The 20,085-nt window shown below is 65.7% G+C and carries 17 protein-coding genes; 5 read left to right on the forward strand and 12 right to left on the reverse strand.

Annotation, left to right across the window (positions count from 1 at the left end):
• Window positions 1–67 precede the first annotated feature (67 nt).
• A complete protein-coding gene (locus GYA95_RS06290) occupies window positions 68–343 on the forward strand; it encodes a DUF2790 domain-containing protein (protein ID WP_015269764.1) in 276 nt (91 codons plus the stop codon).
• The gene (locus GYA95_RS06295) at window positions 333–869 is read left to right on the forward strand and encodes a thioredoxin family protein (protein WP_013971973.1); all 537 of its coding nucleotides are present in this window, start codon (window positions 333–335) and stop codon (window positions 867–869) included. The genes GYA95_RS06290 and GYA95_RS06295 overlap by 11 nt, the downstream gene beginning before the upstream one ends.
• A 56-nt stretch (window positions 870–925) precedes the next feature.
• Here GYA95_RS06295 and GYA95_RS06300 read toward each other — a convergent pair whose 3' ends face one another.
• Both GYA95_RS06300 and aroQ read right to left on the reverse strand, forming a co-directional pair.
• Window positions 926–1,774, reverse strand: a complete 849-nt coding sequence (locus tag GYA95_RS06300; RefSeq protein ID WP_015269766.1) for a shikimate dehydrogenase — start codon at window positions 1,772–1,774, stop codon at window positions 926–928.
• Window positions 1,771–2,220: a type II 3-dehydroquinate dehydratase gene (gene aroQ, locus GYA95_RS06305; RefSeq protein ID WP_013971975.1), complete on the reverse strand. Its 450-nt coding sequence runs from the start codon at window positions 2,218–2,220 to the stop codon at window positions 1,771–1,773. Before aroQ ends, GYA95_RS06300 begins: the two co-directional genes overlap by 4 nt.
• Window positions 2,221–2,435: 215 nt before the next feature.
• Between aroQ and GYA95_RS06310 the strand changes: the two genes are divergently transcribed.
• From GYA95_RS06310 to GYA95_RS06320, 3 genes are read left to right on the forward strand one after another with little or no spacing between them, the layout of a single operon-like run.
• A complete protein-coding gene (locus tag GYA95_RS06310; protein ID WP_015269767.1) occupies window positions 2,436–3,689 on the forward strand; it encodes a TolC family protein in 1,254 nt (417 codons plus the stop codon).
• Window positions 3,682–4,881 carry an efflux RND transporter periplasmic adaptor subunit gene (locus GYA95_RS06315; RefSeq protein ID WP_015269768.1) on the forward strand — a complete coding sequence of 400 codons (1,200 nt, stop codon included), beginning with the start codon at window positions 3,682–3,684 and terminating at the stop codon, window positions 4,879–4,881. The genes GYA95_RS06310 and GYA95_RS06315 overlap by 8 nt, the downstream gene beginning before the upstream one ends.
• Window positions 4,882–4,897: 16 nt before the next feature.
• Window positions 4,898–8,044 (forward strand): efflux RND transporter permease subunit, encoded by a 3,147-nt coding sequence (locus tag GYA95_RS06320; RefSeq protein WP_015269769.1) that lies wholly within the window; start codon window positions 4,898–4,900, stop codon window positions 8,042–8,044.
• A gap of 134 nt (window positions 8,045–8,178) precedes the next feature.
• Here GYA95_RS06320 and GYA95_RS06325 read toward each other — a convergent pair whose 3' ends face one another.
• The 10 genes from GYA95_RS06325 to GYA95_RS06370 form a co-directional block, all read right to left on the reverse strand.
• Complete coding sequence (locus GYA95_RS06325; protein ID WP_015269770.1) at window positions 8,179–9,516, reverse strand: MFS transporter; 1,338 nt, start codon at window positions 9,514–9,516, stop codon at window positions 8,179–8,181.
• Window positions 9,517–9,845: 329 nt separating this feature from the next.
• Window positions 9,846–11,996, reverse strand: a complete 2,151-nt coding sequence (locus tag GYA95_RS06330; protein ID WP_015269771.1) for a TonB-dependent receptor — start codon at window positions 11,994–11,996, stop codon at window positions 9,846–9,848.
• A 70-nt stretch (window positions 11,997–12,066) separates the two neighbouring features.
• Entirely contained in the window at window positions 12,067–12,477 is a 411-nt protein-coding gene (locus tag GYA95_RS06335; protein ID WP_013971980.1) for a DUF2946 family protein, read from the reverse strand.
• Between the two features lie 84 nt (window positions 12,478–12,561).
• The gene (locus GYA95_RS06340; RefSeq protein WP_015269772.1) at window positions 12,562–13,338 is read right to left on the reverse strand and encodes a ParA family protein; all 777 of its coding nucleotides are present in this window, start codon (window positions 13,336–13,338) and stop codon (window positions 12,562–12,564) included.
• A gap of 166 nt (window positions 13,339–13,504) precedes the next feature.
• On the reverse strand, window positions 13,505–15,076 hold the full coding sequence (locus GYA95_RS06345; protein WP_015269773.1) for a sensor domain-containing diguanylate cyclase: 1,572 nt from the start codon (window positions 15,074–15,076) through the stop codon (window positions 13,505–13,507).
• A 78-nt stretch (window positions 15,077–15,154) separates the two neighbouring features.
• Window positions 15,155–15,634 carry a DUF2059 domain-containing protein gene (locus GYA95_RS06350; RefSeq protein ID WP_003260897.1) on the reverse strand — a complete coding sequence of 160 codons (480 nt, stop codon included), beginning with the start codon at window positions 15,632–15,634 and terminating at the stop codon, window positions 15,155–15,157.
• A gap of 208 nt (window positions 15,635–15,842) precedes the next feature.
• Entirely contained in the window at window positions 15,843–17,183 is a 1,341-nt protein-coding gene (locus GYA95_RS06355) for an OprD family porin (protein WP_015269774.1), read from the reverse strand.
• 16 nt (window positions 17,184–17,199) lie between these two features.
• A complete protein-coding gene (locus tag GYA95_RS06360) occupies window positions 17,200–17,988 on the reverse strand; it encodes an ABC transporter ATP-binding protein (RefSeq protein WP_015269775.1) in 789 nt (262 codons plus the stop codon).
• Window positions 17,985–19,001, reverse strand: coding sequence for a FecCD family ABC transporter permease (locus GYA95_RS06365; protein WP_015269776.1), 1,017 nt, complete (start codon window positions 18,999–19,001; stop codon window positions 17,985–17,987). The genes GYA95_RS06360 and GYA95_RS06365 overlap by 4 nt, the downstream gene beginning before the upstream one ends.
• Window positions 19,001–20,011, reverse strand: a complete 1,011-nt coding sequence (locus tag GYA95_RS06370; protein WP_015269777.1) for an ABC transporter substrate-binding protein — start codon at window positions 20,009–20,011, stop codon at window positions 19,001–19,003. Before GYA95_RS06370 ends, GYA95_RS06365 begins: the two co-directional genes overlap by 1 nt.
• Between the last annotated feature and the right edge of the window lie 74 nt (window positions 20,012–20,085).

Here is a 20,085-nt window from a genome sequence, read left to right on the forward strand (position 1 = left end):
GGCGTGAAATGGCTCTCGACCGGGGAGCGCAACTCCCCACCCTCAAGCGTTACACAGGAGAGATGCCATGAACTTCAATACCTTCGCCCGTGCCAGCCTGCTTGCCGTGCTCAGCTTCGGCGCCATTGCCGTCCAGGCCTCCACCATGCCGATGGACGATACCGGGGTCATGCAGTACCGCTATGGTGACCACCTGGATGTGAAGAAAGTGCTGTCGATACAGGATGACCAGAGCGACGCCTGCGGCCTGGTGAACACCCGCATGGACTACCTCGACTCCAAGGGCCAGCGGCAGAGCGTGCAGTACCGCACCTATGCCACCGGCGGTTGCCATGAGAATTGATCGCCGCTTGTTGTTGAAGGTTGGCGGCATTGCCCTGGCGCTGGCCGGCCTGGGTCTGGGCGGGCACCTGATGGCCCGCGACAGCTACGGTGCCATGCCGTCGCTGTCCGGCGCCAGCCAGTGGCTTAACTCGGCGCCGCTGGATGGCCCCGGGCTCAAGGGCAAGGTGGTGCTGGTGGACTTCTGGACCTGGGACTGCATCAACTGCCGGCGCAGCCTGCCGCATGTGAACGAATGGGCGCGGCGCTATGCCGACCAGGGCCTGGTGGTGGTCGGCGTGCACACCCCGGAGTACGACTACGAGCACGATGTAGGCACCTTGCGTGACAAGGTGGCCAGCCTGGGGATCGCTTACCCGGTGGCGGTGGATAACGACTACAAGGTGTGGAATGCCTGGGGCAACCAGTTCTGGCCGGCACACTACTTTGTCGACCGCAAGGGGCAGGTGCGCCATGTGCACTTTGGCGAGGGGGATTATGGTGGGCAGGAGCAGGTGATACAGGCGTTGCTGGATGAGAAAGGGTGAGTTGTCTGTGTCGGCTTCTTCGCGGGCAAGCCCGCGAAGAAGCCGACACCTGTCTGTCAGGTGAAACTGGCAAAGTGCGCCTGCATCCGCGCCGCATCCGCCTGGCGCCCGCTGAACAGCTCGAACGCCTTCACCGCCTGGAACACGGCCATGTTGCTGCCATCCAGGGTGCGGCAGCCCAGTGCCCGGGCGGCGCGCAGCAGTTCGGTCTCCAGCGGGAAGTAGATGATCTCCGCCACCCACAGGCGAGCATGCAGCAGCTCCACCGGCAGCGGCGTGCCCGGCAGCTTGGCCATGCCCACCGGCGTGGTGTTGACCAGCCCGTCCGCCTCGGCCAGGGCCGTGGCCAGGTCGGTGCCGACCACGGCGCGCCCGGCACCGAAATGGGCATTCAGGTTGTCCACCAGGGCCTGTGCACGGGCCACGTCCACTTCGAACAGTACCAGCCGCTCGACCCCTTCACCCAGCAGGGCATGGGCCACGGCCGAACCTGCGCCACCGGCACCCATCTGCACTACCTGGCGCCGTGCCACATCCGGCAGGCCACGGCGCAAGCCTTCGGCAAAGCCCAGGCAATCGGTGTTATGACCCACCCGCTTGCCGTCCTTGAGTACCACGGTGTTCACCGCGCCGATGCCGCGGGCTTCGTCCGACAGTTCGTCGAGCAACGGCAGGATCGCCTGCTTGAACGGGTAGGTGATGTTTAGCCCGGTGAAACCGGTGTGCTGGGCAGCGTCGAGCAGGCCGGGCAGGGCGCTGTCGTCCAGTTGCAGCTGGTCGGCATCGATCAGCCGGTACAGGTAGCGCAGCGCCTGGGCATCACCTTCGTGTTCGTGCAGGGCAGGGGTGCGCGACAGCTGGATGCCGCGGCCGATCAGGCCGGCGAGGATGGCTTGCTGGCTCATGCGCTGCGCTCCTGCAACATTTCGGCAAAGTGGCTGATGGCCATGCGATAGCCATGGCTGCCCAGGCCGCAGATGACCCCGACGGCGATGGACGATATGAACGACAGGTGACGGAACGGTTCGCGCTTGTGCACGTTGGACAGGTGCACTTCGATAACCGGCACTTCGCCGGCCACCAGGGCATCGCGGATGGCCACCGAGGTGTGGGTCCAGGCACCGGGGTTGATCACGATGCCGGCGCAGCGGCCACGGGCGGCATGGATCCAGTCGATCAGTTCACCTTCGTGGTTGGTTTGGCGGAATTCGATTTCCAGGCCGAGGGAATGGGCGGTGTCGGCACAACCCTGGGCCAGGTCGGCGAGGGTTTCGTGGCCGTACTGGGCAGGCTCGCGGGTGCCCAGCATGTTCAGGTTGGGGCCGTTGAGTACGAGAATAAGGGGCTTCATGACGGGCATCGCTTTGTTGTTGTTGGATGCTTCCTAGTTTTGTACCGCCTGGTTAGTTTAGTCAATTGGACTAAACCGCTGTTCCGGGAAAGTGGGCGATTATCGAACCCTCAGCAACTCAGACTGGATTACAAAATTGTAATTTTCCCGCCACCGCCCCGATAAGCGCGGCTTTCTACAGTCCCTCGGCAAATCTCGCCGACGAGGACTGTTTCGTGCCCATCCCCCGCAAGACCGCCTTGCTCTGCCTGTTGCTGGCTGGCGCCGGCACTGCCCAGGCCAGCCAGAGCCTGAGCCTGCCCCAGGCGCTAGACGCCGCCTTTGCTCAGAACCCGGAGCTGGCCGCAGCCGGACGGGAAATCGGCATTGCCGATGGCGAACGGCGCCAGGCCGGGCTGATCCCCAACCCGGAGCTGTCCTGGGAGGTCGAGGACACCCGCCGTGACACCAGCACCACCACTGTCACCCTCAGCCAACCGCTGGAGTTGGGCGGCAAGCGCGGCGCACGCATCGCCGTGGCCGGTGCTGGCCAGGCCATTGCCCTGCTGGACCTGGAACGCCAGCGCAACGGCCTGCGCGCCGATGTGATACAGGCCTTCCACGCGGCCCTGCGCGCACAGACCGCGCTGGATTTGGCGCAGCAATCGCAGGCGTTGACCGAGCGTGGGCTGCGAGTGGTGCAGGGGCGGGTGACCGCTGGCCAGTCATCGCCCGTCGAGGCCACCCGGGCCCAGGTGCAGTTGGCCCAGGCCCAGGCTGAAGTGCGCCGTGCGCAAACCCAGCGCAGTGTGGCCTACCAGGCCCTGGCACGGTTGACCGGCAGCCCGCTGGCAAGCTTCGACCAGTTGCAGGCAGCCAACCTGTCCCCCGGTGATGCACCCAGCGCCGATGCTCTGCTCGACCAGGTCGAGCAAACGGCCGAATGGCGCCTGGCCGCCGCCCAGGTCGAGCGCGGCGAAGCGTCCCTGGGATCGGAAAAGGCCCTGCGTATTCCCAACCTCACCGTCAGCCTTGGCAGCCAATACAGCCGCGAAGACCGCGAGCGGGTCAATGTGGTGGGCCTGTCGATGCCCTTGCCGCTGTTCGACCGCAACCAGGGCAACGTGCTGGCCGCGGCCCGCCGTGCCGACCAGGCGCGTGACCTGCGCAACGCCGTGGAGCTGCGCCTGCGCAGTGAAACCCGCAGCGCCGTCAGCCAGTGGACCACGGCCATGCAGGAAGTGCAGGCCTATGACCGCACCATCCTGCCTTCTGCCCAGCAGGCCGTGGACACCGCCACACGCGGTTTCGAAATGGGCAAGTTCGCCTTTCTCGATGTACTCGACGCCCAGCGCACGCTGATCGAGGCACGCGGGCTGTACCTCGAGGCGCTGGCCTCGGCGACCGACGCGCGGGCACAGGTCGAGCGGATCTATGGCGACCTCGATGAGCTGAGCAACAAATTGAACAGCAGGAGCAACAATGACTAATCCACGCAAGATAGCCCTTCTGGCTGCCGCCATTGCCGCGCTTGGCCTGGGTGGCCTGGCCTGGACCGGCAACCTCGGCAACGCATCAAGCACTGAAGCCCGGCACGACGACCACGGCGAAGACAGCCACGGCCACGGCGAGGAACAGGCCGGCGAAGGTCACGAAGAAGAGGCGGGCAAGCTGCACCTGTCCATCGCCCAGATCGAAGCTGCCGGTGTGCAACTGGCCGATGCCGGCCCTCGTGAACTGGGCACCGCCATCAGCTTCCCGGGTGAAATCCGCTTCGACGAGGATCGCACTGCCCACGTCGTGCCACGTGTGCCCGGTGTGGTCGAGTCGGTGCAAGCCGAACTGGGCCAGGCGGTCAAGCGTGGTCAGGTGCTGGCGGTAATTGCCAGCCAGCAGATTTCCGACCTGCGCAGCGAACAACAGGCTGCCCAGCGCCGCCTGGAACTGGCGCGCCTGACCTTCCAGCGCGAACAGCAGCTGTGGCAGGAGCGGATCAGCGCCGAGCAGGATTACCTGCAGGCCCGTCAGGCGTTGCAGGAAGCAGAGATTGCCTTGGCCAACGCCCGGCAGAAGGTCGCCGCCGTGGGCCCGGCCGGTGCCGGCAACCGCTATGAACTGCGCGCGCCGTTCGATGCAGTGGTGGTGGAAAAGCACCTGACCGTGGGTGAGGTGGTCGATGAGACCAGCAATGCCTTCACCCTGTCTGACCTGAGCCGGGTCTGGGCCACCTTCGCCGTCGCCCCGCGCGACCTGGACAAGGTGACCACCGGCCGCAATGTCACGGTCAGCGCGCCGGACCTGGGTGCCCGGGTCGAGGGCAAGGTCAACTACGTCGGCAGCCTGCTCGGCGAGCAGAACCGTGCCGCCACTGTCCGCGCCACGCTGGCCAACCCCAACGGCGCCTGGCGCCCTGGGTTGTTCGTCAACGTCGCGGTCAGCGTCGAACGCTTCAACGCCGCCGTGGTGGTACCGGAAAGCGCATTGCAATCCTGGGAAGAGCAGACCGTGGTGTTTGCCCGTACCGAGGAAGGCTTCGAGGCCCGCCCGGTGAAGGCCGGCCGCCGCGACGCCGGCCTGGTGGAAATCACCACCGGCCTTGCCGCCGGAACCCAGGTGGCCGCTGCCGGCAGCTTTGTCCTCAAGTCCGAGCTGGGCAAGGGCTCGGCCGAGCACAGCCATTGATCACGGGGACACCTGCATGTTCGAACGCCTGATCCAATTCGCCATCGAGCAACGCCTGGTGGTGATGCTGGCCGTGGTCCTGATGGCCGCGGTGGGTATCCACAGCTACCAGAAACTGCCGATCGACGCTGTACCGGACATCACCAACGTCCAGGTGCAGATCAATACCGCCGCACCTGGCTATTCGCCGCTGGAGACCGAGCAGCGCATCACCTTCGCCATCGAGACCGCCATGGCCGGCCTGCCCGGGCTCAAGCAGACCCGCTCGCTGTCGCGCTCGGGCCTGTCGCAGGTCACGGTCATTTTCGACGACGGCACCGACCTGTTCTTCGCCCGCCAACTGGTCAACGAGCGCCTGCAAGTGGCGCGTGAGCAGTTGCCCGCCGGCATCGAAGCGGGCATGGGGCCGATTTCCACCGGGCTAGGTGAAATCTTCCTGTGGACGGTGGAAGCCGAGCAGGGCGCGCTGAAGGAAGACGGCACACCCTACACCCCGACCGACTTGCGGGTAATCCAGGACTGGATCATCAAGCCGCAGTTGCGCAACGTGCCCGGGGTGGCCGAGGTCAACAGCATCGGTGGCCATGCCAAGCAGTACCTGATTGCGCCGGAGCCCAAGCGCCTGGCGGCCTACAAACTCACCCTCAACGACCTGATCGCGGCGCTGGAACGCAACAACGCCAACGTCGGCGCCGGCTACATCGAGCGCAATGGCGAGCAGTTGCTGATTCGCGCGCCAGGCCAGGTGGCGTCGGCCGAGGACATCGCCAATATCGTCATCTCCAGTGTCGATGGCACGCCAATCCGCGTCAGCCATGTTGCCCAGGTCGGCCTGGGCGAAGAGCTGCGCTCGGGCGCGGCCACCGAAAACGGCCGGGAAGTGGTGCTGGGCACGGTGTTCATGCTGATTGGCGAGAACAGCCGCACGGTGGCCCAGGCGGTCGCCGCCAAGCTGGTGGAGATCAACCGCAACCTGCCCAAGGGCGTGGTCGCGGTGACGGTGTACGACCGCACCAACCTTGTGGAAAAAGCCATCGCCACGGTGAAGAAGAACCTGGTCGAGGGCGCCATCCTGGTCATCGCCGTGTTGTTCCTGTTCCTGGGCAACATCCGCGCTGCATTGATCACCGCCATGGTCATTCCGTTGTCGATGCTGTTTACCTTCACCGGCATGTTCAGCAACAAGGTCAGCGCCAACCTGATGAGCCTGGGCGCCCTGGACTTCGGCATCATCGTCGACGGCGCGGTGGTGATCGTGGAGAATGCCATCCGCCGCCTGGCCCACGCCCAGCAACGCCATGGCCGCATGCTGACCCGCACCGAGCGCTTCCATGAAGTGTTCGCTGCCGCCCGTGAGGCGCGCCGGCCGCTGATCTACGGCCAGCTGATCATCATGGTGGTGTACCTGCCGATCTTTGCCCTGACCGGGGTGGAGGGCAAGATGTTCCACCCTATGGCCTTTACCGTGGTCATCGCCCTGCTTGGTGCCATGATCCTCTCGGTCACCTTCGTGCCGGCGGCCATTGCCCTGTTCGTCACCGGCAAGGTCAAGGAAGAGGAGGGCCTGGTAATGCGCACGGCGCGTCAGCGCTATGCCCCGGTGCTGGCCTGGGTGCTGGGCCGGCGCAAGCTGGCATTCGCTGCCGCCGCTACCTTGGTGTTGTTGTCCGGGGTGATGGCCAGCCGCATGGGCAGCGAGTTCATCCCCAGCCTCAGCGAAGGCGACTTTGCCCTGCAGGCCCTGCGCGTGCCGGGCACCAGCCTGTCGCAGTCGGTCGACATGCAGCAGCGCCTGGAACAGGCGATCATCGCCCAGGTGCCGGAAGTGGAACGGGTGTTCGCCCGCACCGGCACCGCCGAGATCGCCTCCGACCCGATGCCGCCGAACATTTCCGACGCCTATGTGATGCTGCGTCCGCGTGAGCAATGGGGCGACCCGGGCAAGCCGCGTGATGAGCTGATCGCCGAGGTACAACGCGCCTCCGCCAGCGTGCCGGGCAGCAACCACGAGCTGTCGCAGCCGATCCAGCTGCGCTTCAACGAGCTGATTTCCGGGGTGCGCAGCGATGTGGCGGTGAAGCTGTTTGGTGATGACATGGACGTGCTTAACCGCACCGCAGCGCAGATCGCCAGCAGCCTGCAAGGCGTGCCGGGCGCGTCCGAGGTAAAGGTCGAGCAGACTACCGGCCTGCCGGTGCTGACCATCGATATCGACCGCGACAAGGCGGCCCGCCATGGCCTGAACGTGGGCGATGTGCAGGACGCCATTGCCATTGCCGTGGGTGGCCGCACCGCCGGTACGCTGTACGAAGGTGACCGCCGTTTCGACATGGTGGTGCGCCTTTCGGAAACCCTGCGCACCGATGTCGACGGGCTGGCCAGCCTGCTGATTCCGGTGCCGGCCAGTGCTGCTGCGGGTGCCGGGCAAATCGGCTTCATTCCGCTGTCGCAGGTAGCCACGCTGAACCTGCAGCTGGGGCCGAATCAGGTCAGCCGCGAGGATGGCAAGCGGGTGGTGGTGGTCAGTGCCAACGTGCGCGGGCGTGACCTGGGCTCGTTCGTCGAGGAGGCAGAACAGACGCTGATCCAGCAGGTGCAGATACCGCCGGGTTACTGGACCCGCTGGGGCGGCCAGTTCGAGCAGCTGCAGTCGGCGGCCGAGCGCCTGCAGGTGGTGGTGCCGGTGGCCTTGCTGTTGGTCATGGCGCTGTTGCTGATGATGTTCAACAACCTCAGGGATGGCCTGCTGGTGTTCACCGGCATCCCGTTCGCCCTTACCGGCGGGGTGCTGGCGCTGTGGTTGCGCGACATTCCGTTGTCCATATCCGCTGGCGTGGGGTTCATTGCCTTGTCGGGGGTGGCGGTGCTCAACGGGCTGGTGATGATCGCCTTTATCCGTAGCTTGCGGGAGGAGGGGCGCACGCTGCGGGCAGCGGTCGAGGAGGGCGCGCTGACGCGCTTGCGGCCGGTGCTGATGACGGCACTGGTGGCGTCGCTGGGGTTCATCCCGATGGCCTTGGCTACCGGGACCGGGGCCGAGGTGCAAAGGCCGCTGGCGACCGTTGTGATTGGCGGGATTCTGTCGTCCACCGCACTGACCTTGCTGGTGTTGCCTGCGTTGTATCAGTGGGCGTATCGGCGGGAAGAGGTGCAGGAGGGGTGAGCGTTTTGGGGCTGCTTTGCAGCCCATCGCGACACAAGGCCGCTCCTACAGGGGACCGCATCAGCCGCAAATTGACGCGATCCCTTGTAGGAGCGGCCTTGTGTCGCGATGGGCCGCAAAGCGGCCCCAAATTCTCAAACAGTACGACGAGCCCCAGCCCTTGCACCGTCGCCCCCAGCCTCATCATGCAACGAAATCCGCGAAGTCTCCGGCAACGCCAAACCACCCACCAAAGCCACCAGCGCAATCACCACCAGGTAGAACGCCGGTGCCAGGCTGCTGCCGGTCTGCCCGATCAGCCAGGTCGCCACCAGCGGCGCAGTGCCGCCAAACAGCGTATAGGCCACGTTGTAGGTAATTGCCGAAGCGGTATAGCGGGTGCGGGTGGGGAAGCTTTCCGACAGCAATGCCGCCGTGACCACGCCACTGCACAGCGCTCCCACCGCCAGCAGGATCACTCCCAGCAGTGCACCGGGCATCGAGCCGGAACTGGCCAGCCAGTACGCGGGGAACACGCACAGCATCACCCACAGGCAGGTAAAGCCGATGGTCTTGCGTCGCCCCACGCGGTCCGAGAACGCTCCGGCCAGCGGGCAGCCGACTGCGGCGAACAGCAGGGCCACGGTGGTTACCAGCAGCGATTGCGCGCGGGTCAGGTTGCCGACCAGTTGCAGGTAGGTGGCGAAGTAGGTGGTGAACATGTAGAACGACAGCGCGGTCAGCGAAATGAAAGCCCCCAGGTTGCGGATAGCCCGGCCATGGTTGCGCAGGGTTTCCTTGAGCGGCGAATGTTCATGCTCCTTGCCTTGGGCGATGGCTTCGCGGAACGCCGGTGTTTCTTCCATGCGCCAGCGCAGGTACAGGCCGACCAGCCCCAACGGCGCGGCGATCAGGAACGGAACGCGCCAACCCCATGCATTCATCGCCTCGGCCGACAGGCTGGCTTCCAGGCCATAAGCGATCACCGCCGCGCAGGCAAAGGCGGAAAAGGTCGACACCGGCACGAAGCTGCCATAGAAGGCGCGCTTGTCGTTGGGCGCGTGCTCCATCAGGTAGGCGCAGGCCCCGGCATACTCGCCACCGGCAGAAAAGCCCTGCAGGCAGCGCGCCAGGGTCAGCAGCGCGGGGGCTGCCAGGCCGATGCTGGCGTAGGTCGGCAGCAAGCCGATGAGGGTAGTGGAGCCGGCCATCAGCAGGATGGTCAGCGACAGGATGCGCTTGCGCCCCAGGCGGTCACCCAGCGCGCCGAACACGATGCCGCCCAGCGGGCGCAGGGCGAAGGCCACGGCGAACACCGCAAAGGTCTTCAGCAAGGCCACGCTGGCGTCTTCGCTGGCGAAGAACTGGCTGGCGATCAGGGTTGCGAGAAAGCCGTAGACGGCGAAGTCGAACCATTCGACGAAATTGCCGATGGCCGAGGCGGCGATCACCCGGCGCAGGGTGGCGGGGGATACCTCGTGAGGTGTGGGCATGCGAGTGCTCTCCGGTTCCATGGGCAGGCATGATGAAAGTGGCGCGGTCGGGCCGCGCCATCATTGTTGTGCTTGCCAGTAGATCGCCGGGTGCTGGAGGACGCTTTGTCGAGGGCGACCTCGGGATACCTGATTCAACCGCGAGCTGTTCGCTTGGCACGGTCCACTGTAGGAGCGGCCTTGTGTCGCGAAAGGGCTGCGCAGCAGCCCCTCGATTGCAGCTTCGCTACTGACATCGCCGGGGCCGCTCTGCGACCCTTTCGCGACGCAAGGCCGCTCCCACAAGAGCCAATGCAGGCCGGGATGTTCATGCAAGACAGGCCATGCGCTCAGAAGCGCATGTCCAGCGCCAGTTCGAAGGTGCGCGGCGGCCCCATGTAGTACTGGCTGTTGTAGGCCTGCTTGGCATACACCTCGTCGGTCAGGTTGCGTACCCGACCGGTGAGCGTGGTGTGTTCATCCAGCCGGTAGCGGGCGAACGCACCGAACAGGGTGTACGCCGGGGCCTTGAGGCTGTTGGCGTTGTCGGCATACACCGAGCCCACGTAGCGCCCGTCTGCCCCCACCGACCACGCCGGGGTCAGGCTGTAGGTAAGCCACAGGTTGGCGACGTTGGCCGGTACGTTCACCGGTGCGTTGCCCTTGCGCGACACCGACACGCCGTTGACCGCCTCGTTGAACTCGTCGTACTGCGCATCGACATAGGCATAGTTGGCCTCGGCCAGCAGCTTCGGCGTCACCTGCAGGCGCCCGGACAGCTCGACGCCGCGGGAGGTCTGCTGCCCTGCCTGGACCGTGAGGTTGGCGTCGTTGGAGTCGCGCACGGCAAAGTCCTTGCGCACGATCTGGTACAGCGCCAGCGTGGCCGCACCGCGCCCGTCGAGAAAGTCGAACTTGCTGCCCACTTCCCACTGCTCGCCCTTGGACAGGTCGAACATCCCGACGTTGGAATAGGTCGCCGCCGCCAGCGAGCCTGCCGGCAGGTCGGCAGAGGTACTGTACTGCGCATAGACGCTGGCGGACGGGGTCAGCGCATACGTCAGGCCGATACGCCCGGAAAGCGGTTCCCAGCGGCGTTCGAAGAACGCCGGCGAGGTTGGCGTCACCGCGCCGTAGTTGGTCACCTGCATGTCCAGGTAGTCGTAGCGCAGGGCGGTCAGCAGGGCCAGGCGTTCGGTGAGTTGCAGGCGGTTTTCGGCAAACACCGCGCGGTTGGTCACCTCATGACGGCGTTGCTTGGTCAGGCCGGCATTCACCCCGGGGATGTCGTCGAAGCTGCCGGGGGCGAAGTGCTCGGCATCGACCACGTCGCTCCAGCTGCTTGAGGTGGGGTAGAGGGTCTGGCGCATGCGCGAGTACTCCAGCCCCAGCGACCACTGGCTGGCCAGGCCGAACAACTGGTTGTCGTGGCGCAGCTCGATGCGGTCACCCAGCAGGTTCTGGTCGTGGCGCTGCAGGTAAGGGCTGCTGCGTCGTACCTTGCCATCGCTGGTGTAGCTGTAGCGTTCGAGGTTGCGGTAGTCGCGCTGGGCGTTGTAGTGGTACAGCGTGTTCTGCACGCTGGTGCTGTCGCTGAGCTGGTAGTCGAGGATCGAGCGTAGCCAGCGTACCCGCTGCTCATAGCGCCCGTCGCCGACGTTGTAGTTTTCGAAGCGGCGGCTGTTGTCGATCTTCATCGTGCTGCGCCCGGGCAGGATCGGCGAGCCCCAGTAAGGGCTGTCTTCGCGGTCTTCCTGGTATTCCAGCGCCAGGGTGTGGGTGAGGTTGGGCGTGAGGTCGCTCAGCAACGAAAAAGCCAGGCTGTCTGTGTGCCGTTCGTTGCGGTCGATGTAGCCGTTGCCCTGCCCGCGGCTGAAGTCCAGGCGCATGAAGTGGCGGGCATCGGCGGGGTTGCTGGCCAGAGCCTGGTTGATGCCGAACGCCACTTCGCTGTCGTCGAAGCTGCCATGGCGGATACGGCCGTCGATGGTCTGCTGATCGCGGCTGGCCAACTTGGTGATGTAGTTGATCGAGCCGCCGACCGCGCCGGCACCATGCAGGAACGACGACGGCCCGCCAATCAATTCGACGCGGTCGAGTACCCAGGCATCCACTGGCCGGGTGGCGCTGCTGTAGCCCAGGTTTATGCCGTTGTACAACTGGGTGACCTGGTTCTGGGTGAAGCCGCGGTAGGCGACGAAGCCGCCAAAGCCCGGGTTGGCCGAGGCGTTGACGCCGGTCATGGCGTTGATCACGTCCTGGCTGTCCTTGGCGCCGCGCTCTTCGATCAGGCGGCGGTCCGAGACGCTGACCGAGGCTGGCGTTTCCCGCGCGGTGAGGCCCAGGCGCGAGCCAGTGCGGATCGGCTCGTCCAGTTGCACGCCGCTGGCGGCGTCGCGTTCACCGTCGATGGTGGTGGCGCTCAGTTCTACCGGGGCAGCATCCGCCCAGGCAAGGTTGCAGGTGCCCATGAGGAGCACCAGGGAGGTTTTGCGAAGCATGTTGGTGTGTCTTCCACGCAAAGGTCATGGCTGACCGCGAACGCGCACAGTCAGGCGCGCCCGGCTGAGGTCAGGCGAAATGAGGTACGGCTGCGGGGAAGGTGGCAGGGGAGGCGCGGGGGTTGAGGGCGGGGCGCTGATAACGCGGCGGCGGTTGCGCCCAGCTGCGCACCACGATGGGCGAGGTGGCCACGGCTTGCGCCGGGGTGAACGACCAGCCGCTGCTGCTGAGCGGCACGGCCAGGCCGAACGAGGAGCACACCGGGCAATCGAGCTGGGCCATGTGCTGGTCGCCGCCAGCGCCTTCCAGGTCGATGGCTACGCCGTGTTCGCTGTTGATCGAGCAGAAACCGCCTTCCAGGCCGGCCAGGCGCAGGCCACCCATCTGGCCATGGTGCAGGCCACACAGAACCAGGCTGAACAGGACGCTGGCGTAGAGCGTCCAGGCGGTCAGCGTGCGGGTGTGCCGGGTGGTTTTCATGGCGGCGAATCTACCACCCGGACGAACGGTCGGGTAGTGCTTCGGCCTTGATATTTTTGCGGCGCTTTGCGCCCCGGGGTTCTGTCAGGCCGCACGCTCCAGTACATCCAGCAAATCGACGAACTCCAGCGCCAACTTGTGCCGCGGCGCCAGGTGCACCAGCGGCACCGAGGCATGGTGCGACTCACGCATCTTGATCGAATGGCTAAGGTATACCGGCAGCACCGGCATGCCCTCGCTGCGCAATTGCTCGACCAGGGTCTGGTGCAGTGCGGTGCGCCCGGCGAACTGGTTGACCACAACACCTTCCACCAGCAGCGCCGGGTTGTGGTCCTGGCGCAGTTCTTCGACCTCGGCCATGACGTTGCGCAGGGCCTGGCGCGAGAAACTGTCGCAGTCGAACGGAATCAACAGCCGCTCGGCCGCTACCAGCGCGCTGAAGGTATAGAAGTTGAGCGCCGGTGGTGTGTCGATGTAGATCCGCTCGTAGTCCTCGCCCAGCTCCACCAGCAGCTTGCGCAGCTTATTGATCTTGAACTTGCGATCCAGCTTGCCTTGCAGGTCGCTGAGGTCGGGGCTGGCGGTGACCAGGTGCAGGTTGCGGTAGCGGGTCTCGGTGATCGCCACCCGGTGCTTCTTGCCGGCAGCGGTGACCGGCGACAAGGTCTGGCGGAAGAAATCGGCGATGCCGGAAGGAATGGCGTCATTGACCAGCCCGGTCAGGTAGTAGGTGGCATTCGCCTGCGGGTCGAGGTCAACCAGCAAGGTCCGATAGCCTTCGGCGGCACTGGCTGCGGCCAGGTTGCAGGCGATGCTGGACTTGCCGACGCCACCTTTCTGATTGAAAACCACACGACGCATCAGACGTTCATCCATGAAGTGAAAATGTCAGGTTGGGGTCAATCCTATGACTGGAACAAGACAGTTTCATGACAATGAATGTTACAACCTGCCCATTCATTATTGTTTGTTCCGGCCCTTTCGCGGGCATGCCCGCGAAAGGGCCGGAACAGGCAAGCAAGGGCGCTCAGGCAACAACCACCCGATTGCGCCCCTCCTGCTTGGCCCGGTAAAGCGCCCGGTCAGCCTCGCTGAACGCATCCCCCGGTTCGCTCTCGGCCTCGCCATCCCAATGCGCCACCCCCAGCGACACCGTCACCGCGCCCACCGGCTCCACCGGCGTATCCTGCACCGTAAGCCGCAGCCGCTCGGCCACCGCTGCCGCAACGTCCAGGCTAGCCCCTGGCAGCAGCATCAGGAACTCCTCGCCGCCGGTGCGGCACAGCAGGTCACCCTCGCGGCAGCAGCGGCGCATCAGCTCCGCCAACCGGCGCAACACCTGGTCACCCACCTCGTGCCCGTGGCAGTCGTTTACCCGCTTGAAATGGTCGACATCCAGCACGATGGCCGCAAACGCCCGGCCTTCGGCTTCCAGCAGCGACAGGCTGAACTCCAGGCTGCGGCGGTTGCCCAGGCCGGTCAGCGGGTCGGTCTGGGCGTCGCGGTTGAGCCGACCGATACGTTCATGCAGCAGGTTCAGCCCGAAGAGCAGCGCGCGCTTCAACTCGGCCGCCTCGAAATACCAGGCCGGTACCCGATGCAGGCGTTCGGCAGTGCCGGCCCGATCCATCGAGCGGGCACCGGCGGCCAGCTGCCACAGCGGCCGAGCGATGGTCATGGCCAGCCACCACAGCAGCATGCTGCCCACGAGTGCCAACGGCGCGGAGGTGCCGACCACGTTGAGGATCAGATGGCTCAGTGGCATCACCGTCTGGGTCAGCGGCTGCTGCGCCACCACGCCCCAACCGGCGCTGGGCACGGTGGCGTATCCGGCGAGCATTTCCACGCCGAGGCTGTTGGTCAATTGCCGGGTACCATTGCCCAGGCCCGCCAGCTGGTCGATCAGTGCATTGCCCTCAACCACCGTACCCACCCGCTGACTGTCGGGGTGGTACAGCAGACGGCGGTTGCGGTCGACCACGTACAGGTAGGAACCGTCCTTGTAGAAATGCTCGCCCAGCAGGCTGTTGAGAATGTTGCGTTCACGCAGGTACAGGCTGCCGCCGACATACCCCAGGTAGCGGCCGTTGCTGTCGTAAATGGGTTGCGACAGCGCCACCACCAGGTTGTTGGCCGCCGAAATGTAGGGCGTCGACACCAGTGGGCGGCGCGCCTGTAGCGCTTCCTGGACACCGGGAGAATGCATGTGCTTGCCGACCAGGTGCCGCAAGGGGGCGGGAGAAATCGCCAGCAGCACCCCGTTTGCATCGATCACGAACGTGGAATTGAAGGCCATGCTCTGGCTCAGGACACGCTCGGCCTCCGCCTGCAGGGCGACGGCGTCACCCAGCTGGCGGCCTTGCACGCCCGCGCTGAACGACAGCTGTTGCAAGGCGTTGTCGATAAAAGTCTCGGTAATGCTGGCCAGCTTCATCGCATACACCCGGTTGGCTTCCAGGGCGTGGTCGATCAGCAACTGGCGTTGCACCCGGTAGCTGGCGAAATAGCTGGCGCACAGCATCACCACGGCGGTAAGGGCGCAAAGCACCAGAATGAGTGTGCGTAGATCCAGGCGCAGTCCGTGCTTGGTGTGTGGCAATCCTGACCTCGAGTGATCAAAAACCGGCTACGAAATGTGGGCAACATTACGCGTTATGGGCGCAGTGGGGAACTGCGTTCAGGAGCCTGCGTTTTCCAGCGCGTCCAGCTCGTCTTCAACCTGTTGCATGCGCTGCTGCGCCAAGGCCTGCACCTTTGCGTCGCGGGCCGATTCGCGCATCAGGGCAGTGAGCTTCTCGCTCAGGCGTTTGCCGGCCTCGGTGTCTTCCAGGGCGCGGGCCTTCGCCGGGTCCCGGGTTGCCTCGACGATGGTGGCGAACTCGGCATCGCTGAAGTTCTTTTCGCTGTACAGGCGGAACAGGTCCTGGCGCTGGTCCTCGACCGTCAGGTGCTTGCGCAGCACGCCCTGGATGGTCGCCTGCGACAGCTGCGGGTGCGTGCGGCCGAGCAGCGCGGCCATGCGCTCGATGTTGTGCGTGTAGGCATCCTGCAGCGGCAGCTGGGCCAGGATCTGTTCTTCGCGGGAGGGTTTCTGGTCGCAGGCGGTGAGGGCTGCAGTCAGCAGCAGGGGCAACAGCAACTTCTGGAGGCGAGGCATGGTGTGGCCTGGTTGGGCAGTGAGTGCTGCCGATTATACGGCAGTTGTGGTCGCCTGATGGATTTTGGGGGCCGCTGTGCGGCCCATCGCGACACAAGGCCGGTCCTACAGGGAGCGCGCCTGGCCGGATCTTTGCGCGAATCCCCTGTAGGAGCGGCCTTGTGTCGCGATGGGCTGCAATGCAGCCCCATTCAGGCAACGCGAAACATCAGAACCCACCCCCCAACGGCCATTCCACCGCCAAGCGTATCTGGTCCCCATCCAGCTCCGCCTGTGCCGTATTGCCCCGATGCACGTTATGCCGCAGCGAAAACGTGGTGCCTTTGGCCTTGCCGCTCTGCACCACATAGCGTGCCTCCAGGTCGCGCTCCCAATGCTTGCCCCCCTTGCCATACCCCAGGTAGGCATACCCTCCCGCAGGGTCGACATGGCTGCCGTCGATATCGAACCCGCGCACGTACAACGCCGTCAGGTTCAACCCCGGCACGCCGTAGGCGCCCATGTTCAGGTCATAGCGCGCCTGCCACGACTTTTCGTTCGGCGCGTTGAAGTCCGACATCTGCACCGCGTTGGCAATGAAGATCGCCCCTCGCGTCACGTAGTCGAACGGTGTGTTGCCGTCCACCTGCTGCCAGCCCAGGCTGAAACCGTGCGGCCCATGGTCGTAACGCGAGACAAGGCTCCAGGTGGTGTTGTCGATGCGCCCGGACAGCGCCTTGCCGGTGTCGGTGGTGCGGTACAGGTTGAGGTCGAGGGTGAGGCTGCGTCGCTCATCCAGGGCATGGCTTAGGGTGCTGCCCAGGTAATGCTGGTTCCAGCTGTCCTGGTAACGTGAGGTGTACAGGCTACCGCTGAAGGCGGCGCCGGGGTTCCACACCACGCCGGCCAGGTCGAAGCTGTTGCCTTGGCGGCCATTGGAGTAGTTCACCACGAAGCCTTGATCGTGGCTGGAAGCATTGCGGTCGGCGTTTTCGTTGAAGTGCCCGGCCACCAGCCTGAGGTGGTCGAACTCGGTGCTGTCAAGGAAGAACCCGGTCGCTGTCTCGGGTAGCAGGCGGCTATCGGATGAACTGAACACCGGGGTCTTGACCCGTTGCTCGCCGTAGGACAGCACGGTATTGGACACGCGCAGTTTCAATGCCGCGCCGGCACGGCTGTATTCGTTCTTCGGGTGCCCCTCGTTATCCACCCCGAGCAAGCGTGCCTTGCCCACGCGCCCGCCGCCGCTGTCGAGTTGCACGCCCAGGTAGGCGTGGGCGTCGACCCCGACACCGATCAGCCCCTGGGTGAAACCGGACCGGAAGGTGCCCATCAGGCCATAGGCCCATTCCTCGGCCTTGCCGCTACGTTCATTGCGTGGCTTGTAGGCGTTGCGCCCGGCACTGTTGCGCCCGCCATGCTTGTAGTCGCGTTGGTCGAATACGCTGCGGTTGAGCAGGCTCCAGCGGCCATCCTCGACAAAACCGTTGCTTTGCGACTGGGCGGAGTCGGCCAGCGCAGGGGGCGCGAGCAGGGCGCTGGCGAGCAGCAGGGCGACAGGGCGCGGCATGGGCAGAACTTCCTGTTCAGGGGGCGCGCAAACGCAGGATGTGCGCGCCGTCGAAGGGGTCGATGAGGTAGTGGGCGCGCACGCCGAAAGTGTTCAGCAGGCGCTCGGGGGTGAGCACCTCCAGCGGTTTGCCGAGGGCGACCAGGCGGCCTTTGTCGAGCACCGCGACGCGGTCGCAGGTGAGCGCCTGATTGAGGTCGTGCAGGGCCACCAGGGTGGTCACCGGCAGGGCCTGCACCTGTTGCAACAGGCTCAGCTGGTGCTGGATATCCAGGTGGTTGGTCGGCTCGTCCAGCAGCAGCACCTGCGGCCGCTGTGCCAGGGCTCGGGCGATGTGCACCCGCTGGCGCTCGCCCCCGGACAGCGACCCCCAAAGGCGTGCGCGCAGGTGCAAAGCGTCGAGGTCGGCCAGAGCCTGCTCGACGATCGCGCGGTCTTCCCCGGAGAACGGCGCCAGCGCCGACAGCCAGGGGGTACGGCCCAGGGCAACGGCATCGAACACGCTGATCGCATCGAGGGTGTCGGCCTGCTGTTCGACCAGCGCCAAGGCCTGGGCGACACGGCGGCGGGGCAACCGTGCCAGCGGTTCGCCCAGCAACTGCACGCTGCCGTTGCCTGGCTTGCGCAGCCCGGCCAGCACCTTCAGCAGCGAGGACTTGCCGGAACCGTTGGGGCCGACGACGCCCAGGGTTTCACCGGCGACAACGCTCAGTTCGATATCGCTGAGCACGGTATTGCCGGCCAGTTGCAGCCCCAGGTGCTGGCAACTCAAGGGGGCCAGCTGTAGCGCCGTCATGACCGTCATGGGCGCCCCCGGCGGCTGACCAGGATCAGCGCGAAGACCGGTGCGCCGAGCAGCGCTGTGACTACGCCCACGGGGATCACCTGGCCAGGGATCAAGATGCGCGACAGGATGTCGGCGGCAATCAGGAACAGTGCCCCGCCCAGTGCGCTGGCGGGCAGCAGGCGGCTGTGCCCGGGGCCGAGCAGCAGGCGCAGGGCATGGGGGATCACCAGCCCGACAAAACCGATGGCGCCGACGATGGACACCATCACCGCGGTCACCAGCGCCGCGCAGCTGATCAGCAGCAACTGGGTACGCCACACCGGGATGCCCAGCGACGCCGCCGAGTCGGCACCGAAGGTGAAGGCATCCAAGGCACGGCGATGCCACAGGCACACCAACAGCCCGAACAGTACAACTGGCACGGCCAGCCACACCGAAGGCCAACGTACGCCACTGAGGTTGCCCAGCAGCCAGAACAGGATGCCGCGCGCCTGCTCGGCGGTGGCCGACATGGTGATGAGGAAGGCGGTAAGGGCGTTGAACAGTTGCGAGCCGGCGATCCCGGCAAGGATCACCTGGGCATTGTTGCTGCTGGGGCCGGCTGCCCGGGCCAGCAACAGTACCAAAGCGAACGCTGCCAGGGCACCGATGAACGCGCCGCCGGACATGCTCAACGCCAGGCTGCCGAAGCCCAGCAGGCCCACCAGCACCGCACCGGTCGAGGCGCCGGCAGACAGGCCCAGCAGGTAAGGCTCGGCCAACGGGTTGCGCAACAGTGCCTGGAGGATCACGCCGCAGGTGGCCAGGCCGGCGCCGCAGGCCGCGGCAACCAGGGTGCGGGGCAGGCGGTAGTTCCAGACGATGCCGGCGTCGATCGGGTCGACCGGGTAGCCGGCCTGCCACAGGTGGTTGGCCAGTACCTGGCCGACCACGCCGGGCGACAGGTTGGTTTCGCCGATGGCGGTGCCGGCCAGCAGGGCCGCCAACAGGGCGGCCAGGGCAACGGCGATGCAGGGTAGCAGGCGCATCATCACTGGGCTGCTTTGCCGCTGGCGAAGGCGGCGGCCAGCGTCTGCAGGCCGCTGAACAAGCGAATGCCGGCCTGCATGGCGTCGGCGTCGAGGATGATGATGCGGTCGTGCTTCACCGCGTCCATGTTGCGCGTTACCGGGTCGCTACGCAGGAATGCCAGCTTCTTCTGGTAGTCGTCGGCGGGGTAGCGGCGGCGGTCCATGCGGGCAATGATCAGCCAGGTGGGGTTGGCCTTGGCCAGAGTTTCCCAGCCTACGGTCGGCCATTCTTCGCTGGACTCGACCACGTTGCGCACGCCAAGGGTGCGCAGCATGAAATCGGCGACCCCCTGACGGCCCGCCACATAGGGGTCGATGTGCAGATCGGCGCTGGAGAACCAGAACAGCGCCGAGGTGGCGGACAGGTCCTTGTCGGCCAGTTGCGCCTTGGCACTGTCCAGGCGGCCTCTGAGCTCGGCATTCAGGGCTGTGCCACGGTCCTGCACGTCGAAGATTGCCGCCAGCTGGCTGACGCTCTTGTAGAGGGTGTCGACCTGAAACGCCTGCAGGCGAGTACCGTCGGCACCCACCAGGTTGTCCTTGCCTTCGCAGTCCGATGGCAGCAGGTAGGTGGGGATGCCCAGTTCATCGAACTGTTCGCGGGTGGCGACCGCCCCCTGGGCACCGACCATCCATTCGAACTGCACCGTCACCAGTTGCGGGCGCTTGCCCACTACCGCCTCGAAGCTGGGCTCGTTGTCGGCCAGGCGCGGCACCTTGGCGTTCTGTACCTGGTACTCGGGCAGCACATTGTTGAACCACAGCGAGGTGGCCGCCAGTTTGTCGCCCAGCCCCAGCGCGTAGAGCATCTCGGTACTGGCCTGGCCAATGGTGACCGCGCGTTGCGGCGCCTGGGCGAAGGTTTGCGGCTTGCCGCAGTTGTCGACCGTCAGCGGGTAGTGGGTGGCAGCAGCCTGGGCCAGGCCGGTAAGGCCGAGGCCGGCGAGCAGGGTGGCAAAACGGGGCAGCATGCTGGGCGATCTCCTATCGGACAGTTCGGGTGAGGAACGCACGGACAGGCATCGCCGAGCCCCAGCTGGCGGCA

Origin of the sequence: Pseudomonas asiatica (assembly GCF_009932335.1) — a bacterium.
Classification (GTDB): Bacteria; Pseudomonadota; Gammaproteobacteria; order Pseudomonadales; family Pseudomonadaceae; genus Aquipseudomonas; species Aquipseudomonas asiatica.

Excerpts from the sequence above, each read along its gene's own strand:
- GYA95_RS06290 (WP_015269764.1), top strand. The coding sequence starts at position 68 with ATGAACTTCAATACCTTCGCCCGTGCCAGCCTGCTTGCCGTGCTCAGC.
- GYA95_RS06295 (WP_013971973.1), top strand. The coding sequence starts at position 333 with ATGAGAATTGATCGCCGCTTGTTGTTGAAGGTTGGCGGCATTGCCCTG.
- GYA95_RS06300 (WP_015269766.1), bottom strand. The coding sequence starts at position 1,774 with ATGAGCCAGCAAGCCATCCTCGCCGGCCTGATCGGCCGCGGCATCCAG.
- aroQ (WP_013971975.1), bottom strand. The coding sequence starts at position 2,220 with ATGAAGCCCCTTATTCTCGTACTCAACGGCCCCAACCTGAACATGCTG.
- GYA95_RS06315 (WP_015269768.1), top strand. The coding sequence starts at position 3,682 with ATGACTAATCCACGCAAGATAGCCCTTCTGGCTGCCGCCATTGCCGCG.
- GYA95_RS06320 (WP_015269769.1), top strand. The coding sequence starts at position 4,898 with ATGTTCGAACGCCTGATCCAATTCGCCATCGAGCAACGCCTGGTGGTG.
- GYA95_RS06325 (WP_015269770.1), bottom strand. The coding sequence starts at position 9,516 with ATGCCCACACCTCACGAGGTATCCCCCGCCACCCTGCGCCGGGTGATC.
- GYA95_RS06330 (WP_015269771.1), bottom strand. The coding sequence starts at position 11,996 with ATGCTTCGCAAAACCTCCCTGGTGCTCCTCATGGGCACCTGCAACCTT.
- GYA95_RS06335 (WP_013971980.1), bottom strand. The coding sequence starts at position 12,477 with ATGAAAACCACCCGGCACACCCGCACGCTGACCGCCTGGACGCTCTAC.
- GYA95_RS06340 (WP_015269772.1), bottom strand. The coding sequence starts at position 13,338 with ATGCGTCGTGTGGTTTTCAATCAGAAAGGTGGCGTCGGCAAGTCCAGC.
- GYA95_RS06350 (WP_003260897.1), bottom strand. The coding sequence starts at position 15,634 with ATGCCTCGCCTCCAGAAGTTGCTGTTGCCCCTGCTGCTGACTGCAGCC.
- GYA95_RS06355 (WP_015269774.1), bottom strand. The coding sequence starts at position 17,183 with ATGCCGCGCCCTGTCGCCCTGCTGCTCGCCAGCGCCCTGCTCGCGCCC.
- GYA95_RS06360 (WP_015269775.1), bottom strand. The coding sequence starts at position 17,988 with ATGACGGTCATGACGGCGCTACAGCTGGCCCCCTTGAGTTGCCAGCAC.
- GYA95_RS06365 (WP_015269776.1), bottom strand. The coding sequence starts at position 19,001 with ATGATGCGCCTGCTACCCTGCATCGCCGTTGCCCTGGCCGCCCTGTTG.
- GYA95_RS06370 (WP_015269777.1), bottom strand. The coding sequence starts at position 20,011 with ATGCTGCCCCGTTTTGCCACCCTGCTCGCCGGCCTCGGCCTTACCGGC.